17 protein-coding genes are annotated in these 17,135 nt (G+C 37.2%); 5 read left to right on the top strand and 12 right to left on the bottom strand.

Features of this window, described 5'->3' with window-relative positions:
* The first annotated feature begins 282 nt into the window (after window positions 1-282).
* The gene (locus H5084_RS12290) at window positions 283-486 is read left to right on the top strand and encodes a YaeP family protein (RefSeq protein ID WP_182690647.1); all 204 of its coding nucleotides are present in this window, start codon (window positions 283-285) and stop codon (window positions 484-486) included.
* A 382-nt stretch (window positions 487-868) separates the two neighbouring features.
* On the opposite strand, the gene serS is transcribed toward H5084_RS12290, so the two are convergent.
* The 6 genes from serS to fadR form a co-directional block, all read right to left on the bottom strand.
* The gene (gene serS / locus H5084_RS12285; protein WP_028869924.1) at window positions 869-2,155 is read right to left on the bottom strand and encodes a serine--tRNA ligase; all 1,287 of its coding nucleotides are present in this window, start codon (window positions 2,153-2,155) and stop codon (window positions 869-871) included.
* An 8-nt stretch (window positions 2,156-2,163) separates the two neighbouring features.
* A complete protein-coding gene (gene crcB / locus H5084_RS12280; RefSeq protein WP_166370264.1) occupies window positions 2,164-2,550 on the bottom strand; it encodes a fluoride efflux transporter CrcB in 387 nt (128 codons plus the stop codon).
* 158 nt (window positions 2,551-2,708) lie between these two features.
* Window positions 2,709-4,037 (bottom strand): replication-associated recombination protein A, encoded by a 1,329-nt coding sequence (locus H5084_RS12275; protein WP_182690646.1) that lies wholly within the window; start codon window positions 4,035-4,037, stop codon window positions 2,709-2,711.
* Complete coding sequence (gene lolA, locus H5084_RS12270; protein ID WP_182690645.1) at window positions 4,037-4,651, bottom strand: outer membrane lipoprotein chaperone LolA; 615 nt, start codon at window positions 4,649-4,651, stop codon at window positions 4,037-4,039. Before lolA ends, H5084_RS12275 begins: the two co-directional genes overlap by 1 nt.
* Before the next feature lies 1 nt (window position 4,652).
* A complete protein-coding gene (locus tag H5084_RS12265) occupies window positions 4,653-7,217 on the bottom strand; it encodes a DNA translocase FtsK 4TM domain-containing protein (RefSeq protein ID WP_028869920.1) in 2,565 nt (854 codons plus the stop codon).
* A 60-nt stretch (window positions 7,218-7,277) separates the two neighbouring features.
* Complete coding sequence (fadR, locus tag H5084_RS12260) at window positions 7,278-7,988, bottom strand: fatty acid metabolism transcriptional regulator FadR (protein WP_182690644.1); 711 nt, start codon at window positions 7,986-7,988, stop codon at window positions 7,278-7,280.
* A 222-nt stretch (window positions 7,989-8,210) separates the two neighbouring features.
* On the opposite strand from fadR, the gene dsbB reads away from it, so the two are divergent.
* Complete coding sequence (gene dsbB / locus H5084_RS12255) at window positions 8,211-8,753, top strand: disulfide bond formation protein DsbB (protein ID WP_182690643.1); 543 nt, start codon at window positions 8,211-8,213, stop codon at window positions 8,751-8,753.
* A 113-nt stretch (window positions 8,754-8,866) separates the two neighbouring features.
* On the opposite strand, the gene H5084_RS12250 is transcribed toward dsbB, so the two are convergent.
* The 3 genes from H5084_RS12250 to zipA all read right to left on the bottom strand — a co-directional run bounded on the left by H5084_RS12250 (window position 8,867) and on the right by zipA (window position 12,313).
* A complete protein-coding gene (locus H5084_RS12250) occupies window positions 8,867-9,127 on the bottom strand; it encodes a DUF5062 family protein (RefSeq protein ID WP_028869917.1) in 261 nt (86 codons plus the stop codon).
* Window positions 9,128-9,258: 131 nt separating this feature from the next.
* Window positions 9,259-11,289: an NAD-dependent DNA ligase LigA gene (ligA, locus tag H5084_RS12245; RefSeq protein ID WP_182690642.1), complete on the bottom strand. Its 2,031-nt coding sequence runs from the start codon at window positions 11,287-11,289 to the stop codon at window positions 9,259-9,261.
* A gap of 88 nt (window positions 11,290-11,377) precedes the next feature.
* Entirely contained in the window at window positions 11,378-12,313 is a 936-nt protein-coding gene (zipA, locus tag H5084_RS12240) for a cell division protein ZipA (protein WP_182690641.1), read from the bottom strand.
* 246 nt (window positions 12,314-12,559) lie between these two features.
* On the opposite strand from zipA, the gene cysZ reads away from it, so the two are divergent.
* Entirely contained in the window at window positions 12,560-13,327 is a 768-nt protein-coding gene (gene cysZ, locus H5084_RS12235; RefSeq protein ID WP_028869914.1) for a sulfate transporter CysZ, read from the top strand.
* A 197-nt stretch (window positions 13,328-13,524) separates the two neighbouring features.
* On the opposite strand, the gene sodB is transcribed toward cysZ, so the two are convergent.
* The gene (sodB, locus tag H5084_RS12230) at window positions 13,525-14,109 is read right to left on the bottom strand and encodes a superoxide dismutase [Fe] (protein ID WP_028869913.1); all 585 of its coding nucleotides are present in this window, start codon (window positions 14,107-14,109) and stop codon (window positions 13,525-13,527) included.
* 206 nt (window positions 14,110-14,315) lie between these two features.
* On the opposite strand from sodB, the gene grxD reads away from it, so the two are divergent.
* On the top strand, window positions 14,316-14,648 hold the full coding sequence (gene grxD, locus H5084_RS12225; RefSeq protein ID WP_028869912.1) for a Grx4 family monothiol glutaredoxin: 333 nt from the start codon (window positions 14,316-14,318) through the stop codon (window positions 14,646-14,648).
* A gap of 123 nt (window positions 14,649-14,771) precedes the next feature.
* On the opposite strand, the gene H5084_RS12220 is transcribed toward grxD, so the two are convergent.
* Entirely contained in the window at window positions 14,772-15,188 is a 417-nt protein-coding gene (locus tag H5084_RS12220; RefSeq protein WP_182690640.1) for a fibronectin type III domain-containing protein, read from the bottom strand.
* Between the two features lie 329 nt (window positions 15,189-15,517).
* A complete protein-coding gene (gene rnt / locus H5084_RS12215) occupies window positions 15,518-16,126 on the bottom strand; it encodes a ribonuclease T (RefSeq protein WP_028869910.1) in 609 nt (202 codons plus the stop codon).
* Window positions 16,127-16,250: 124 nt separating this feature from the next.
* On the opposite strand from rnt, the gene H5084_RS12210 reads away from it, so the two are divergent.
* Window positions 16,251-17,135 (top strand): OmpA family protein, encoded by an 885-nt coding sequence (locus tag H5084_RS12210; protein ID WP_259396788.1) that lies wholly within the window; start codon window positions 16,251-16,253, stop codon window positions 17,133-17,135.

The raw sequence follows: 17,135 nt of genomic DNA, 5'->3' as shown, positions 1-17,135 counted from the left end.
TAAGCGACAGGATCAGCGGGTAAAATAAATTAAAGATCCAAAGACATCGATATTCAACACAAATTGCAAAGTGCTAACACTAAGCAGGATGCTAATAACTGCATGATAACTAGATACTAATAACTGAATACTAATAATTGAATTCTGATGCCTACATTGATTAAAATCAGTTGTTGAGGATGATAGTTAGTTATAATTGCTGCAAACTAGCTATAGCGATATTTAAACAGTGATACTTTGCCTATCACTCATTAATAACAAACAATTAATTAGGAAGATAAAATGTATCCATACAGTGATAAAACTAAACAATTAATAAGCCTGATCGGCAGCGGCGACACAGCCTATGTTCCTAAAGCAATTACCTGTGCGATTAAAACATTAGATCAAATTGCTAATGACACAGCTATACCAGAAAAAACAAGAGAATCAGCTGCATTTGCAGCGGCCAATTTAGTACTCAGCGATTATGATGATCAGAATTAAGCTGTAAAAAATAGACAACCAGCTAACTAGACTATCAGTAAGCCAGAATAGAAATAAACTCGTTTCTGGCGATCAGAATATTCGATATAAAAAATCACACCCAATACTATTCAATATGTCAACCAGCTGAACTGAGACAGTAATTTGCAATGGTAACGGACATAGTAAAAAATAACTAAAAATACCAACTCCGCTCACTAACTGATCAATCTTACTGGTTAAAAAGAGCATTCCGCTCTTGCATTCAACTTCAATAGTTTTTGATGACTCAATGATCAGGGTTAACTCAATTATTTACGATTACTCCATAGCCAGCGAATGCCATAAAGCAAAAAAGAAGCCGAAGCTTCTTTTAATAAATACTCGAGTAACCTAATATAGGTTAGCCAATATGCGTCAAACCACCCATGTAAGGCTGTAACACTGCAGGTATCTCGATACGGCCATCGGCACATTGATAGTTTTCTAAAACCGCTACCAAAGTACGTCCAACGGCTAAACCAGAACCATTAAGTGTATGTAGTAGTTCAGGCTTTTTAGCACCGGTACGACGGAATCTTGCTTGTAAACGACGCGCCTGGAAATCACCAACATTTGAACAAGATGAAATTTCACGATAAGTATTTTGCGCTGGCAACCATACTTCTAAATCGTAAGTTTTAGTCGCGCTGAAACCCATGTCGCCAGTACACAATACAACCTTACGGTACGGCAATTCTAAATTCTTTAAAACTTGCTCTGCATGGCCAGTTAACTCTTCTAACGCATCAAAACTTTTTTCTGGATGGACTAACTGTACCATTTCAACTTTATCAAATTGGTGCTGACGAATTAAACCACGTGTATCACGTCCATAAGAACCTGCTTCGCTGCGGAAACAAGGTGTATGTGCAGTCATTTTAATGGGCAAATCAGTTTCATCATAAATAACATCACGGCTCATATTTGTTAATGGCACTTCAGCTGTTGGAATTAATGACATGCCAATACCTTCTTCGGTCGCTGGATTTGTATTAAATAAATCATCGCCAAATTTTGGTAATTGCCCAGTTCCGTATAAGCTATCAGCATTTACTAGGTAAGGCACATACATCTCTGTATAACCATGTTCATTAGTGTGAAGATTAAGCATATATTGCGCTAAAGAACGATGTAATTTTGCTATTTGGCCTTGCATCACAATAAAACGAGAACCCGAGATTTTAACCGCTGATTTAAAATCTAAGCCGCCTAATGCTTCTCCTAATTCAACATGATCTTTTACTTCGAAATCATATTGCTTAGGCGTACCCCAGGTTAATACCTCTACATTTTCACTTTCATCTTTACCGATCGGCGCAGAGTCATGTGGTAAATTCGGGATCATGTCATAAATAGATTTAAGTTGGTCACTGACCACAGAAAATTCTTCTTTTGCTTTTTCTAAAGCTTCACCTAATTCATTCATCGCTTCACGTAATGGTTTGATATCTTCACCACGTTTTGCCGCTTGACCAATTTCTTTTGAGCGCGTATTACGCTCTGATTGCAAGCTTTCAGTAGAGACTTGAAGTGATTTTCTTTTTTCTTCTAATTCACTAAGTAAACTTACCTCTAAATCAAAACCACGTTTCTTTAATAATTCGGCAGTTTGTTCGATATCATTACGTAAAAACTTTGCGTCTAGCATGTTATTTCCTAACCTTTTAAAACTAATAAAGTACCTAGATACGCTGCAAATAAGCATACCACTACATTTAATACCACATTTAACAGTGCCTTAAGTAACTCACCCTGTTGGATCAACAATAAGCTGTCCAATGAGAATGAGGAAAAAGTTGTTAATGCACCTAAAAAACCAACGCCAATTAATGGCCACCACGGCGTTGTAGAAATTGTTCCCTGTTGAACTAACTGAAATATATATCCCATTATCAGCGAGCCAATGACATTGACCGTAAGTGTAGCAAAAGGAAAACCTTTTCCAAAGAAACTAACTATGCCAATACCAATTAAATAACGGAAAGTTGCACCAAATGCACCACCAAAAGCTACGAAGCCGATATTCAGCAATAAATTATTCATAATAAATTTTTATCCATCTCTTATTTGTTAACAACTTGCTGAGTGCAACAGCTATGCTTATTCATTTTTCGGCTTGCACTTATTAAGCTTATTCACTTGAACCTGTTCACATTAAAGCAATACTCATTAAGCCAGTCAGGACCTTAACAAGGTCATGATCAATAACGCTGTTTTTCGCTGCGTTGATCACAAGATTTTAAATAGCGCAATTTTTCAGCAATTTTAATTTCTAGACCACGCTCAACAGGTTGGTAAAACTCAATGCCTTGCAAAGCTTCCGGTAAGTACACTTCACCGGCAGCATAAGCCCCTACTTCATCATGGGCATAACGATAACTTTCTCCGTAATTTAATGATTTCATTAATTCGGTAGGCGCATTACGTAAATGATGAGGAACTTCGAGATCCGGATAGGCTTCAACGGCTTGTTTAGCCTTTGCAAAGGCACTATAAACGGCATTACTTTTAGCCGCACAGGCGCAATAAACCGCTGCTTGTGCAATTGCTCTTTCCCCTTCTTTGGGGCCTATTCTGGTAAAGCAGTCCCACGCAGACATTGCGACCTGCATTGCGCGTGGGTCTGCGTTGCCAATATCTTCAGAGGCAATCGCTAATAAACGTCGTGCTACATATAAAGGGTCGCAGCCGCCTGCTAACATGCGCGCATACCAATACAAAGCAGCATCGGGATCTGAACCACGCACGGATTTGTGAAATGCAGAAATGAGATCGTAGAAAAGATCGCCTTGTTTATCAAAGCTAACGCCTTCTCTACCGGCTATTTCCATTAATAAACCAGTATCGATCAATAATTTATCTTTTGTTTGTTGTCCCATATCAGCAAGCAACTCTAGATAATTGAGCGCTTTTCTTGCATCCCCTTGCACTAGTTGTGCGAGCTTATCTAATACCCCTTCAGCGAATACAATGTTTTGCCTAGCAAGGCCGTGTTCAGCTTCGCAAGCTTGCTCAATGACTTCAATAATCTCTTGTTGTGATAATTTTTTTAACAGATAAACACGCGCACGAGACAGCAATGCATTATTAAGTTCAAAGGACGGATTTTCTGTGGTGGCACCAATAAATAAAAATGTCCCATCCTCAATATAAGGCAAAAAAGCATCTTGCTGGCTCTTATTAAAGCGGTGTACCTCATCTACAAACAGTAATGTACGTCGACCAGCTGATTGATTTTGTTTTGCAATATCGATAGCGGCCCGAATTTCTTTAATACCTGATGTGACCGCAGAAAGTCGCTCTACGTGAGCATCACAATATTCAGCAATTAACTCAGCCAAGGTGGTTTTGCCGGTGCCAGGCGGCCCCCATAAAATCATAGAATGAGCAAATCCAGCTTCTAGGGCTTTACGCAGCGGTTTATCTTTTGCGATCAGATGAGATTGACCAATATACTGGTCAAAATTAGTCGGCCGCATTCGCGCGGCCAAGGGTTTAAATTGATTATCAATCGTAAATAAATCTTGCATTAGCGTTGATCATCTATCTCAATACCATTTGGTATTTTAAATTCAAAAAAATCCTTCGCAAATGTACTATTGTTTTTATTATTTGACAGGGTAAATACACTTTTTTGCCCCTGTGATTCTTGTACAACAAATTCACTGATGTTGCCGGCTTTATTAAAGATAAAAATAAATGTATTCGTCGATGCTTTTGGATCGCTACTTTTAACAATAAATTGTTGATCTTTTTTAACCACATTAAATTGAGCCCATTGTGCAGAATCTGCTCCAGATAATAACGCAAAGGGTGTGCCTGCAATTGCATCTGAAAAGTTCATGATAGTAACTTGCTCAATAAATGGACTATATAACCACATATCTTGTCCATTTGAAACAATCAATTCTTCATCAGGTTGAGTCACTTGCCAATGGAAATTACCAGGACGTGCAATGGCTAGCGTTCCCCAACTTTTTTGGATCACTTCCCCTTTTGGATTGATCACCTGTTGTACAAAGTCTGCATCAATAGTCGTAAATTTAGCCAGTTTTTGCTGTAATAATTCGCTATCTGTTTGTGCTGAGGCAAATTGAAACATTGAGCTGATCAGACATACTGTAATAAATAATATTTTTTTCATGTTAATCCTTAATAGGAGGTGGCGCTAGTACTTCACGATTACTATTAGCCCCTGACGGTGCACTAATTACACCTTGTGCTTGTAATTGATCAACAAGACGAGCGGAACGGTTATAACCAATACGGAATCGACGTTGAATACTTGAAATAGACACTTTACGTGTTTCAGTTATAAAACTAACCACCTCATCAAATAATGGGTCAATTTCATCCTCTCCTTCGGCTTGCTCACCCGGTAATAACATATCTAAATCCGCATCCCCGGCTAGAATTTCTTGTACATAATTTGGCTGGCCACGTTTTTTCCAGTCAGCAACTACTTTATGCACTTCATGGTCATCGACAAAAGCACCATGAACACGTGTTGGCACACCGACACCCGGTGGCATATATAACATATCACCATGACCTAATAACGTTTCCGCACCTTGTTGGCCTAGAATCGTTCGAGAGTCAATTTTACTCGACACTTGGAAAGCAATTCGAGTTGGAATATTCGCTTTAATCAAACCAGTAATAACATCAACCGATGGTCGTTGTGTGGCTAAAATTAAGTGTATACCTGCTGCACGGGCTTTTTGTGCAATACGCGTAATTAATTCTTCACACTTTTTACCCACAATCATCATCATATCGGCAAACTCATCCACTACAACGACAATAGCAGGTAGTTTTTCTAGTTCTGGTGCGCTTTCTGCCATGCTATCACCCGGTTTCCATAATGGATCTAAAATGGGTTCCCCTGCCGCTTTTGCTTTTCTGATCGCAGTATTATATCCCGCTAGATTACGGACACCGATTTCAGCTAAAAGTTTATAACGACGTTCCATCTCTCCAACACACCAACGCAATGCATTAGCGGCATCTTTCATATCAGTAACAACTTCAGTTAATAAGTGAGGAATACCTTCATACACATTGAGTTCAAGCATTTTAGGGTCAATCAAGATCATGCGTAAATCTTCAGGTGAAGATTTATACAATAAACTGACTAACATACAGTTAACCCCAACCGATTTACCAGAACCGGTCGTACCCGCCACTAAAAGGTGTGGCATTTTAGCTAAATCCACCACCACAGGTAAACCAGAGATATCTGCACCGAGTACCATGGTTAATGCTGATTTACTTTCATTAAATTTATTACAATCTAATACCTCAGAGATATAAACTATTTCACGGTGTCGATTTGGTAGCTCCAATGCAATCACGGATTTACCAGGGATTTGATCCACCACACGCACACTCATTGCTGATAAAGCACGCGCTAAATCTTTTTCCAAACTACTGACCGTACTGACTTTCATACCGGGCGCTAAATCTAGTTCAAAACGCGTGATCACGGGTCCAGGTAAAACATTCACTACATCCGCTTTAATTTTAAATTCAAGTAATTTTGCTTCAACTAAACGCGCTGCTATATCCAATTCTTGTTGTGAAATAGGATTAATCTTCTTATCAGGTCTATCTAATAATTCAATACTTGGTAAAGGTGCAATATCTTTATCAACCACAAAGCGTTGCTGAGGACGTGCATGCTCCGGTAGATGGGAGAAATCAACTTTTGCCTTTGCCGATACCTCAGATTGTTGCTTAGGTTGACTAGTAGGTAATGGTTCACTGGTTGATGGAGATTCACTGACTGGATCTTGTTCTGAGAGACGATTATCTTGCCAGTCAATATTATCAATACTTAAATCTACTTGTTCTTGATCATTCTCATTCACAAAAGAAGTGCCTATAAACAAATCATTATCTTGCTCAATATCATCCTGAACACCTGAAAAATCAATATTTTCAACCTCTTCTTCAACTGTATTTTGTTCGCTAAGAGCTGCTAATTTTTTCTGCTCTTTGAGCGCTTGCTTCTGTAGTTTTTTCTCTAACTTCTGTTGTTGTAATTGATGTTTTTCAGCGAATCTATCTTGGTCACCTTCTGAGCGTTGCTGTTTAATTTTTTTAATCGTCTCAGGTAAGTTTCCTAACCATTCAATGGCATTTAATGTGTGCTCACCAATACCATCAATTAAACGTATCCAAGAAAACCCGAACAACAAAGTTGTTCCAGAGATTAAAAAAGTAAGCAAAATAAGGTTAACGGCTAATAAGCTGAAAAAGCCTAACATGCTCTGCGCTAAGATATCTCCAACTAAACCGCCCGAAGGGTAATACAGATAATCATTGACGTTGAGTGCAATTAAAGCGCTTAAGCTAAAGAAGGTAAAAATAAAGCCGACAATACGTAAACTCAAATTTAAAAAATCGACATCAAAATTAAACGTCGGCTTCCATAGAATTGCCCATGCAAAAGAAACAATAATAACCGGGATTAAATACGCTAAAAATCCAAAACCAAAAAATAAAATATCGGCAATCCAAGCGCCCACTCGGCCACCTGAATTTTGAATTTCAGCGACCCATTGTTGCTGCGACCAACTTGGATCTACCGGAGAGAAAGTAAATAAGGACAAAGTAATGAATATGGCAACAAATGCACTAACAATGATCCCAACTTCTAATAACTTTTGCACCCCTGACAGGTGATTTAATAATTTGCTATTTGACAAGAAAATAACCCTAACTCTAAAAAATGCCGAATGGCATATACGAAAAAAAATAAAACGACTTTAATCTAAAAAATTATCCGGCAATTGATCACGTAAACGTAGCCATATTTTACCGCTTGCAAAAGCAGACTCTCGCACTATTTGCATAATTTGCTGACCATCACCTTGTTCAAATACTGTTTTAATATCAGCATAAAAAGATAATGCGATTAACTTAGCTTCACTGTTAGAAAAATAAAAAGTACCCACTTTTCGATACAAATCTTGTAATCCATTTAAGATCAGTACATAAATCATATTATTTGATGACACAGCAACATGGTGATAAAAACGATAATCAAATTCAGTAAATACCTCACTGCTTGCATCCGCAGAGGGAATATTTTCTAAAAACTCAATCACACTCTGACTATTGTGTTTGGCTGCCATTCTTAAAATAATGGTACTTATATTGGTCCGTACAGACATTAGTTGGTCAATAAAATCGCCGCGATGTTCCTTATCTAAGCGTGTTATTGTGCTTAAAATATTAAGACCGGATGTTTCCCAGAAATCATTAACCTTAGTTGACTTACCGTGCCTAATGGTGATCCAGCCTTCTTTTGATAAACGTTGCAGTACTTCGCGTAACGTAGTGCGTGTGACACCTATTTTATCGGCGAGCAATCTTTCTGCTGGCAACTCTGAATGGATCGGAATGGATCCATTCCAAATAGACTCGATTAAGTATTGTTCTGCAACGTCTGCAGGGCCTTTCACTTTCATTATCATGGGTATTTTGACTTTCCAATATCGTATAGCGACATATTAACATATTCATTGTATTCGATGCTGACTGTTTAGAAAAACAGTATTAGCAAATAAGCAAATGTGATCTAAATCACAATGCAATTTGTAACCTTATCATTTATCACAGTAATCCGCTGTTTATAATGAACTTTTAAAGAGTACAATGTCGCTTAGTGGATTGAAATATTCTATTAGGAGAAACCATTGAGTTCAAATTCCCTTTCACCCAATTTAAAAAACCTTTCTTTGCAACGTTGGCCTTGGCTATTACTGGCGGCTAGCGCATTGATGCTAGAGTTGTCGGCCCTTTATTTTCAACACGTGATGAAGCTTGAACCCTGTGTTATGTGCATTTATGAACGTATCACTATGTTAGCGATCATATTAGCAGGTCTGATTGGGGCTTCTGCACCCAGCTATTTATTGGTTCGTTTAATTGCTTTTGCTGTGTGGGCCGTTGGATCAATATGGGGGTTGTTATTAGCAGTTGAACATGTTGATTATCAAATGAATCCATCACCTTTTGCTACCTGTGATTTTTTCCCTAATTTTCCAGAGTGGTTACCATTGCATGAGTTTATGCCATGGTTATTTAATCCTACTGGTGATTGTTCAGACATCGTTTGGCAATTTATGGGTTACTCAATGCCGCAATGGTTAATATTGAGTTTTGCTATTTATGTTGTGATCTTATTAGTGGTAGCAGTTACTGCAATCTTACCAGCAAAAGCATCTCCCCTTAAATAACGTTAACTTTGCGTAAGTAAAGCAGATCATAATAATAAGAAAAGATCACTTTAAATGCAGCACCGGTTGTCACTTCTTGATAATGAAGTAAGTAACAACGGTGCAGTATTTGATTATTTTAATAATGAATGATCTGCAGGCAAATTTTTCATTATCCAGACCACTAACTTATGACGAATATTAGCCGTATTTTCATCGCCTTCACTTAATGGGTTAATTAACTTATCTTGTACTAGCAAGCGGTAAATACATTCTTGCTTATCTTTTGCTGAGGTTGTCTTATCAATTCCCACATAACCTCGTTTAAGGGCATAAGCGACGCCAAGCTTAGTAGCGTGTTGTAATAACTGAGATTCGTTTTTAATCTTTTTCATACTTATTCCTTAACTTACCGTAAAACGACTTTTCTTTATATTTAACATCGACAACCACTAATATAAAGTATCATTCACAAATAAAGCTTCTATTTGTGAATGAGTTACAAGATTCTTATTAAATAGTGTTGTTATTGACCAGCTGTTTTACCTAGTAACTTTAATATTGCAGCTTCATCTAAAATTTCAATATCTAATTCCGTCGCTTTAATTAATTTAGAGCCAGCAGCGCTTCCTGCAACCAAAGTATTTGTTTTCTTTGACACACTACCAGCCACTTTAGCACCTAATGCTTGTAAAGCCGCTTTAATGTCATTACGTGAAATAGCCTCAAAGCTGCCTGTAATAACAAAGGTTTTATCCAATAAAGATAACTCACTTTGATCAACTTCTTGTATCTCAGGCCAATGCACACCCGCTGCTAATAATTGTTCAACAACAGTTAAGTTATGCTCTTCGCGAAAGAAATAGTAAAGATGTTTAGCTACAATCTCTCCGACATCGCTAACACTTTTTAATGACTCGATACCTGCTGCAATGATAGCTGGTAAGGTTTTATAATGATTAGCTAAATTAGCTGCCGTTGCTTCCCCAACTTCACGAATGCCTAGGGAATATAAAAAACGCGCAAGTGTCGTTTTTTTACTTAGTTGTAAACTATTTACTAGTTTCTTCGCCGAGGTTTCCCCCATTCGCGGCAAACTAGCAAGCTGCTGAGTGGTTAACGAAAAAAGCTGAGAAGGATCTTTGATCATATTATGGTCAACTAACAACTCTACTAATTTATCGCCCAATCCATCAATATCTAAGGCCTTGCGAGAGGCAAAATGTTTAATGGCTTGTTTGCGTTGCGCTTCGCAGAATAAGCCCCCTGTACAACGTGTTACCGCTTCTCCCTCAATGCGTTCAACATCACTGCCGCAAACAGGACACGCTTCAGGAAAGATAATTTCTTGGGTTAACTCACTATTACGTTGCTCTAATACCACCCTTGCTACCTGCGGGATCACATCACCGGCTCGTCTGACAACAACAACATCGCCAATCAAAATACCTAAGCGTTGAATTTCATCTTTATTATGTAACGTTGCATTAGAGACTGTCACACCACCAACGAAAACAGGCTTTAACTTCGCAACCGGTGTAATCGCACCAGTGCGTCCCACTTGGAACTCTACATTCTCAACCACCGTTACAGCTTCCTCAGCGGGAAATTTATAAGCAGTAGCCCAACGCGGAGCACGAGCAACAAAACCCATTTTTTGCTGTAGGGCAATATCATCCACTTTATAAACAACACCGTCTATTTCATAAGTTAAAGACGGTCTTTTTTGTGCAATCTTGTCGTAAAAATCATGACAAGCATCTTTACCTATAACACGTTTTACTTCGCTTGAAACGGGTAAGCCCCAAGCCTTTAGTTGTTCAATACGTTGATATTGACTATTCGCCAACTCACCTTCAAAAACGCCCACTGCGTAACAATAAAAAGCTAATGGACGTGCAGCGGCTATTTTAGAATCTAACTGGCGTAAGCTTCCGGCGGCGGCATTGCGAGGATTAACAAAAGGTTTTTCACCTGCGGCAATCAAGCCTTTATTTAATTTGTCGAACCCTGCTTTTAACATAAACACTTCACCACGTACTTCTAACACCGCGGGTATATTCTCCCCTCGAAGTTTGAGTGGTAAGTTTGTAATGGTTTTAACATTTTCTGTTACATTTTCGCCAGTTAGGCCATCACCTCGAGTTGCCGCTTGAACCAACACACCATTTTCATAAATAATACTAGCTGCTAAGCCATCTAGTTTTGGTTCAATACAAAAAGCAGTTTCAGCTAGAGGGGATTTATCCATCACACGCTGCATAAAATCATTTAATGAGTCGCTATCAAACACATTATCCAAACTCAACATAGGTAATTGATGTGTTACTTGTTCAAACTTTGATAAAGCTGCACCACCTACCTTTTGAGTGGGTGAATTAATCGAAACTAAATCAGGGTTTTCTATTTCAAGTTTTTGTAAAGCTTGGAAAACACGATCATATTCCGCATCAGGGACCGAAGGTGCATCCTGTACATAATATTGATAATTATATTCCTCTAATAATTCGCTTAGTTGTTGTATTTTTTGTTCTACTGTTTGCTTATTATCACTCATCAGTCTTTGCTCTTATTTATTTGTTTTTACTAATAAAAAAACCTCGTAAACGAGGTTCTTCTAGAAAGTGGTAAATACCCTTTCAATGTTATTGGTATTGTTGTAAACGCTGACGATACTCCATAAATTGTTCAGGGGTAAATTTCTCTCTTTTTTCATTTAAAACTTCACAGTCAAATTCTTCTGCAGCTTGCTCTACTGCCCGCAACATCATATCGAAGGATTTATTTACACTAATTTTATCATTTGGGGCGGTGAAGAAAAATGAAATACCAGGAGAGTTAAATTGTTCCATATAATCTAAATCAAAGGTACCCGGTGCCATCATATTAGCGATGCTAAATAATACTTCACCAGTGCCGTCTGAATGCTCATGTCGATGGAAAATATTCATATCACCATAACGAAAACCCGAGGTTAAAAAGAATTGTAATAGTTCATGACCACCTAAACGTTCGCCTTTTTTAGCTGCGATATTAAAAATAAATAATTCATCGGGCAGCTTTTGTTCAACTTGGCTAGTTTGCGCAGTTTCACTTACTTGCTTAGCGTCGATAGCTTGTTTAGGGTCAGTAGCTTTAATATCACCTTTATTTGCTAATTCAATATCACTGATGATCTGATCGACACTGGTGATATTATTTACATCAGGATGTTGTTTGCTTTCAGGCTCAAGTTTATCAATCACTTGATCTTTTTCGTCTTGAAATACAATAGGATCGGTATCCTTGTTGTCTTCTTGTGCATCAATATTAAAATTGATCACCTCTGACTGTTCTTTATCGTCTGAAAGATGTGAAGAAAAAGCCATTGAATCAAAGTCACGCTCACGGTTGACTGAGTTAGATGATTGTTTATCTTGATCATTAAAGGATTCGTCCCCTTCTTCCAATTCATCATATTGCTCTTCTTGTTCAGCGAGCAAGGCTAATTTATTTTTCCTGTTGAGTAAAAAACCATGGATTAATACACCGGCAATAGCCAAAATACCAATTGCAATAAGAATAGGTTGAAAGTGCTGCATTATTGATTCTCTTGATTGATCATAGATAACTTTATGTCCCTTAAATTACCTTGTATCAAGCTGTGCGTCTATCATTTGCCACTAATTTTTTGCAAAACTGCTAAGGAATTTATAAAAGCGATCAATAATTAGCGAATATTTGCACATTATTTCCATCTACAATTCACATGCATTGATTTTTGTATCTTGAATGACAACCGCTATACAAGGTAATATCATCTGATATAACAATGACAAGGTTTAATCATGAACAATGAACGTTTAATTCATCAGCCATTATCTGGCATAGGGTATTTATTTAAAGGTGTGCAACTTCTTCGCCATCCTCAACTAAGAATGTTTGTACTCATTCCATTATTTATTAACGTATTGATTTTCGCCAGTGCATTCTGGTTTTTATTTTCTAGCATTACCGATTGGATAGATGCTTACATGCAGCAACTTCCATCTATTTTAACTTGGCTATCCTATGTGCTTTGGCCAATTATTATTTTTTCTATTTTATTTTTATTCTCATTTATATTTTCGACTATCGCGAACCTAATTGCCGCACCATTCAATGGTTTGTTAGCAGAAAAAACTGAAATGTTATTAACCAATAAGCCTATCAATGATGAAGGTTGGCAAGATTTATTTAAAGATTTACCAAGGATATTTAAACGAGAATGCCAAAAATGGCTGTATTTCTTACCTCGTATTTTAGGTTGTTTAATTCTATTTTTAATACCAGTGGTGGGCCAAACCGTCGCGCCTATTATTTGGTTTATCTTTGCAGGTTGGATGATGGCAATTCAGTACGCTGACTACCCCTTTGACAACCATAAAGTTTCTTTTGCTAGCATGCGCACCATTTTAGGGAAACGCTACGGTAAAAATATTACTTTCGGAATGGTAATTAGCCTCTGCACTACGTTACCTATTTTAAACTTTATTATTATGCCAATTGCCGTTTGTGGTGCAACTGCTGCTTGGGTTGACATCTATAAAAATCAAGCGCTAACAATAGACCAATAAACACAAAAAAAATCAACCATAAATTCAATGACCATTACTAAGCTGAACCGACTACTAAACTGCACCTACAAAAAAACCTATCCTGATCATTCGATCAGCGATAGGTTTATATTTGAAGTTCATCAATGACAAACTAAAAATATCAATCGTCATCCGAATAGGACGAGATCGATACTTCCAACTTAGTCTATAGGTAATTAAGCAGCGAAGTTCTTAGCTACAAATTCCCAGTTAACTAATGCCCAAAAACCATTTAGGTAGTTAGGACGTACATTGCGGTAATCAATGTAATAAGCATGTTCCCATAAATCAACAGTTAGAAGTGGTGTAGTACCTTCTTCAGTTAATGGAGTACCTGCATTTGATGTATTTACGATTTCTAATGAACCATCTGCTTTTTTAACTAACCAAGTCCATGAAGAACCAAAGTTGTTAACAGCTTTATCATTTAACTGTGCTTGGAATTCAGCAAAAGAACCAAATTTTGCATCGATAGCAGCTGCAAGTTCACCCGTAGGTTCGCCACCAGCGTTAGGTGCTAAACAGTTCCAGTAAAAGGTATGGTTCCAGATTTGTGCAGCATTGTTAAAAACGCCACCTTCAGAAGTTTTAATGATTTCTTCTAGAGATTTTTCAGCAAGATCAGTACCTTCAACTAAACCGTTTAATTTAGCAACGTAAGTAGCGTGGTGCTTACCATGGTGAAACTCTAATGTTTCAGCTGAAATGTGTGGTTCTAATGCATCTTTTGCGTAAGGTAATGCTGGTAATTCAAAAGCCATTTTAAATTCTCCTAATAGAGGCTGAGGGGGATATCAATTTTAGCGACCATTTATACTTTCTTTATGAATAAAAAGCCACAACAAAAATTGAGCTAGATCATTTTTTATCTATGGTAGAATAATCGCAAATTCATAGTAAGATTGCACGCTTAGAACTGATATAATGTGCAATTAATTAATAATATGCTGTCGTTAGAGGAAAAATAATGGAAACTTTAGATAAAATCAAAGAACAATTAAACGAAAACACTATTTTGTTATACATGAAGGGATCGCCTAAATTACCAAGTTGTGGTTTCTCTTCACAAGCTTCACAGGCTTTAATGCAATGTGGACAACCGTTTGCTTACGTTGATATTCTACAAAACCCTGATATTCGTGCTGAACTACCAAAATATGCTAACTGGCCTACTTTTCCACAATTATGGGTAGAAGGTGAGCTTGTAGGTGGTTGCGATATTATTTTAGAAATGTTCCAACAAGGCGAATTACAACCGTTAATTACCGCTGCGGCTGAAAAAGCAAACGCAGCAGAGTAATAATTAAGCATGGTACTGCTTAAGTGTTCCTTAAGCAGTACCTGTTTATAAAGGCTAGCACAATCTTGGTTGTGCTAGCCTTTATATCTACCTGATACCTTTATCTGCCTCCAACTATACTGCTCAACTGCTTTTGCAACTCACATCTGAATAAGCAACACCAACATTATTATAAGCACCAATTCGATAGCAATAAGTATTACCTTGTTTTACTTTTTCATCTAAATAAGTCGTTTCATCCATTTCTAAGGCAGTTAATAATATAAACTCGCCGCTTTCACTGGTACTTCTCTCAATCAAAAAGCCTTCTTCATTATCGGCTAGATCTTCCCAATGTACTTCAATCGAAATATAGTCTGGCAACAAGTCAATGGCATTATTAGAGCGTCCATCTACCACAGAGCCATCAACTTGCTTTTCAACACCTAGTTCAGCCTTAGCTAACGCTTCGGCATTTTCCTCATCAACATCGACAGCACAACCTGCTAATGGTAGTAAAATTATTAACGTAGCCAATTTACACCATTTTATTTTTTTCATCTTTATCTTCATCACTTTTACACAATACCTTTATAGAGCCACTTACATACAATTAAGACCACACCAAATGATCAATTAATTTCCAGTACCTATGGACCCTATAGATGACAAAAGATTCAATCAAAAACAAAAAACATCAAAACCAAGATTACTGATGGACTTAATAAAACAACATTAAACTAAAAAATCAGACACTTAAAAGTTAAAACGTGAATAAAAACAATAAATTAAAATCAAATAATTATATATTGGATGGGTAATATATTGAAATATAAAGAGTTCTAAAATTAATTTAATTATTTTTAATTAAAGGTGAAAATAAATGCTTATTACCAGCCACCCAATGCTTTATAACGGTTAACCATGTAATAAAATAGTTCAGCGGTGACTTCAGTATCATAGAGAGCAGAATGTGCTTCTTTATTATTATAATCAACTCCAGCCTCAGCACAGGCTTTGGCTAATACCGTTTGACCTAATGTCAAACCCGCCATACTTGCAGTATCAAATGATGCAAAGGGATGAAAAGGGACACGCTTTAGTTTGCAGCGGTCGGTTGCTTTATTAATAAAGCCTTGGTCGAATGAGGCATTGTGCGCAACAATAATGGCACGATTACACTCGTTCAATTTTTGATATTTACGTACTTTTTTAAAAATTTCGGTTAATGCCTCACGCTCATCAACAGCGTTACGTAAAGGATTAAAAGGGTCTATTCCTGTGAAGCTAAGCGCTTTAGGATCTAATTCAGCCCCTTCAAATGGCATCACATGGAAATGAATTTTATCCACGCTTTTTAAGTACCCTTGTTCATCCATTTCAGGAAAAATGGCTGCGATTTCTAAAATCGCATGACACTGAGGATCTAATCCTGATGTTTCAATATCAATTATAACTGGGTAATACCCTCTAAAACGCGCTGCTAATTGGTTATCCATTTCATCTCACTATTAAATAAAGTCAGAGGATTATGCCAGAAAGTGGTAAAAATCGCATAATTTTACTAAAGATATTTATCCCTCTGTCGATATAAGTAGCAGTGTTTAAAAATATCGAGCAACTATGAAAAATATTATGATCAAAAATATTTATCCTTTACTATTAATGATGACAGCTATGCCAGCGCTTTCTGCTAATAAGCAGTACAATGCAGGTTTGGATAATTCTAACTGGTATTTGAGTAGTTCATCACCGATACAGTGCACACTTGAGCACCCTATTCCTCGTTATGGTCAGGCTAACTTTGTGGTCAAAGCGAGTAAAAAAATCAATTTAGACTTCAAACTAGACAGTCGACGAGCAATGCCAACCTCTGAAGTGGTGCAATTAAAATCCGTGCCCCCACAATGGCGACCAGGCGCAGTACCTGAGTTAATTGACACAGTCACATTCCATCAACAATTTGATGGTTACGTAACCAGACAAAGTGCATGGCGCATGCTAAATGAACTTGAAAGAGGTCAATACCCAACCTTTTATTTTCATGATTGGTACAACAATAATCAAACGGTCAGTGTCGGACTTTCTTCAATCAATTTTAATAAAAGTTATGATGATTTTAATAATTGTATCTCACGTTTATTGCCCTACAATTTTGATGATATTTCTTACAGTATTTTACGCTATAAAAAAGATGGGTCACTATTAACGCAATTTTCTAAAAAACGCCTAAAAATGATTGGTGATTACATAAAACATGATAAAACGATCAATGTCATTTTGGTGGCGGGTTACTCTGATAGTTATGGTGAAATTAGTGCCAATACAGTGTTATCTGAAAAAAGAGCTAACTCTGTAAAAAAATATTTATCGGAAATAGGGTTTAATAACGATAAAATTAAAGTCTCTGGTTTTGGTGAAAAACACCATATCGCCGATAATAGAAGCGTACTAGGCAGAGAACAAAATAGACGTGTGGTTATTTCAATTGAGAAAGAAGAGATATAA

Source organism: Psychromonas sp. SR45-3 (genome assembly GCF_014163575.1).
GTDB lineage: Bacteria > Pseudomonadota > Gammaproteobacteria > Enterobacterales > Psychromonadaceae > Psychromonas > Psychromonas arctica.
The sequence above is the reverse complement of the archived record's forward strand: the minus strand, read 5'-3'. Positions and strand labels throughout refer to the sequence as shown.

Excerpts from the sequence above, each read along its gene's own strand:
- H5084_RS12290 (WP_182690647.1), top strand. The coding sequence starts at position 283 with ATGTATCCATACAGTGATAAAACTAAACAATTAATAAGCCTGATCGGC.
- serS (WP_028869924.1), bottom strand. The coding sequence starts at position 2,155 with ATGCTAGACGCAAAGTTTTTACGTAATGATATCGAACAAACTGCCGAA.
- crcB (WP_166370264.1), bottom strand. The coding sequence starts at position 2,550 with ATGAATAATTTATTGCTGAATATCGGCTTCGTAGCTTTTGGTGGTGCA.
- H5084_RS12275 (WP_182690646.1), bottom strand. The coding sequence starts at position 4,037 with ATGCAAGATTTATTTACGATTGATAATCAATTTAAACCCTTGGCCGCG.
- lolA (WP_182690645.1), bottom strand. The coding sequence starts at position 4,651 with ATGAAAAAAATATTATTTATTACAGTATGTCTGATCAGCTCAATGTTT.
- fadR (WP_182690644.1), bottom strand. The coding sequence starts at position 7,988 with ATGATAATGAAAGTGAAAGGCCCTGCAGACGTTGCAGAACAATACTTA.
- H5084_RS12250 (WP_028869917.1), bottom strand. The coding sequence starts at position 9,127 with ATGAAAAAGATTAAAAACGAATCTCAGTTATTACAACACGCTACTAAG.
- ligA (WP_182690642.1), bottom strand. The coding sequence starts at position 11,289 with ATGAGTGATAATAAGCAAACAGTAGAACAAAAAATACAACAACTAAGC.
- zipA (WP_182690641.1), bottom strand. The coding sequence starts at position 12,313 with ATGCAGCACTTTCAACCTATTCTTATTGCAATTGGTATTTTGGCTATT.
- cysZ (WP_028869914.1), top strand. The coding sequence starts at position 12,560 with ATGAACAATGAACGTTTAATTCATCAGCCATTATCTGGCATAGGGTAT.
- sodB (WP_028869913.1), bottom strand. The coding sequence starts at position 14,109 with ATGGCTTTTGAATTACCAGCATTACCTTACGCAAAAGATGCATTAGAA.
- grxD (WP_028869912.1), top strand. The coding sequence starts at position 14,316 with ATGGAAACTTTAGATAAAATCAAAGAACAATTAAACGAAAACACTATT.
- H5084_RS12220 (WP_182690640.1), bottom strand. The coding sequence starts at position 15,188 with ATGAAAAAAATAAAATGGTGTAAATTGGCTACGTTAATAATTTTACTA.
- rnt (WP_028869910.1), bottom strand. The coding sequence starts at position 16,126 with ATGGATAACCAATTAGCAGCGCGTTTTAGAGGGTATTACCCAGTTATA.
- H5084_RS12210 (WP_259396788.1), top strand. The coding sequence starts at position 16,251 with ATGAAAAATATTATGATCAAAAATATTTATCCTTTACTATTAATGATG.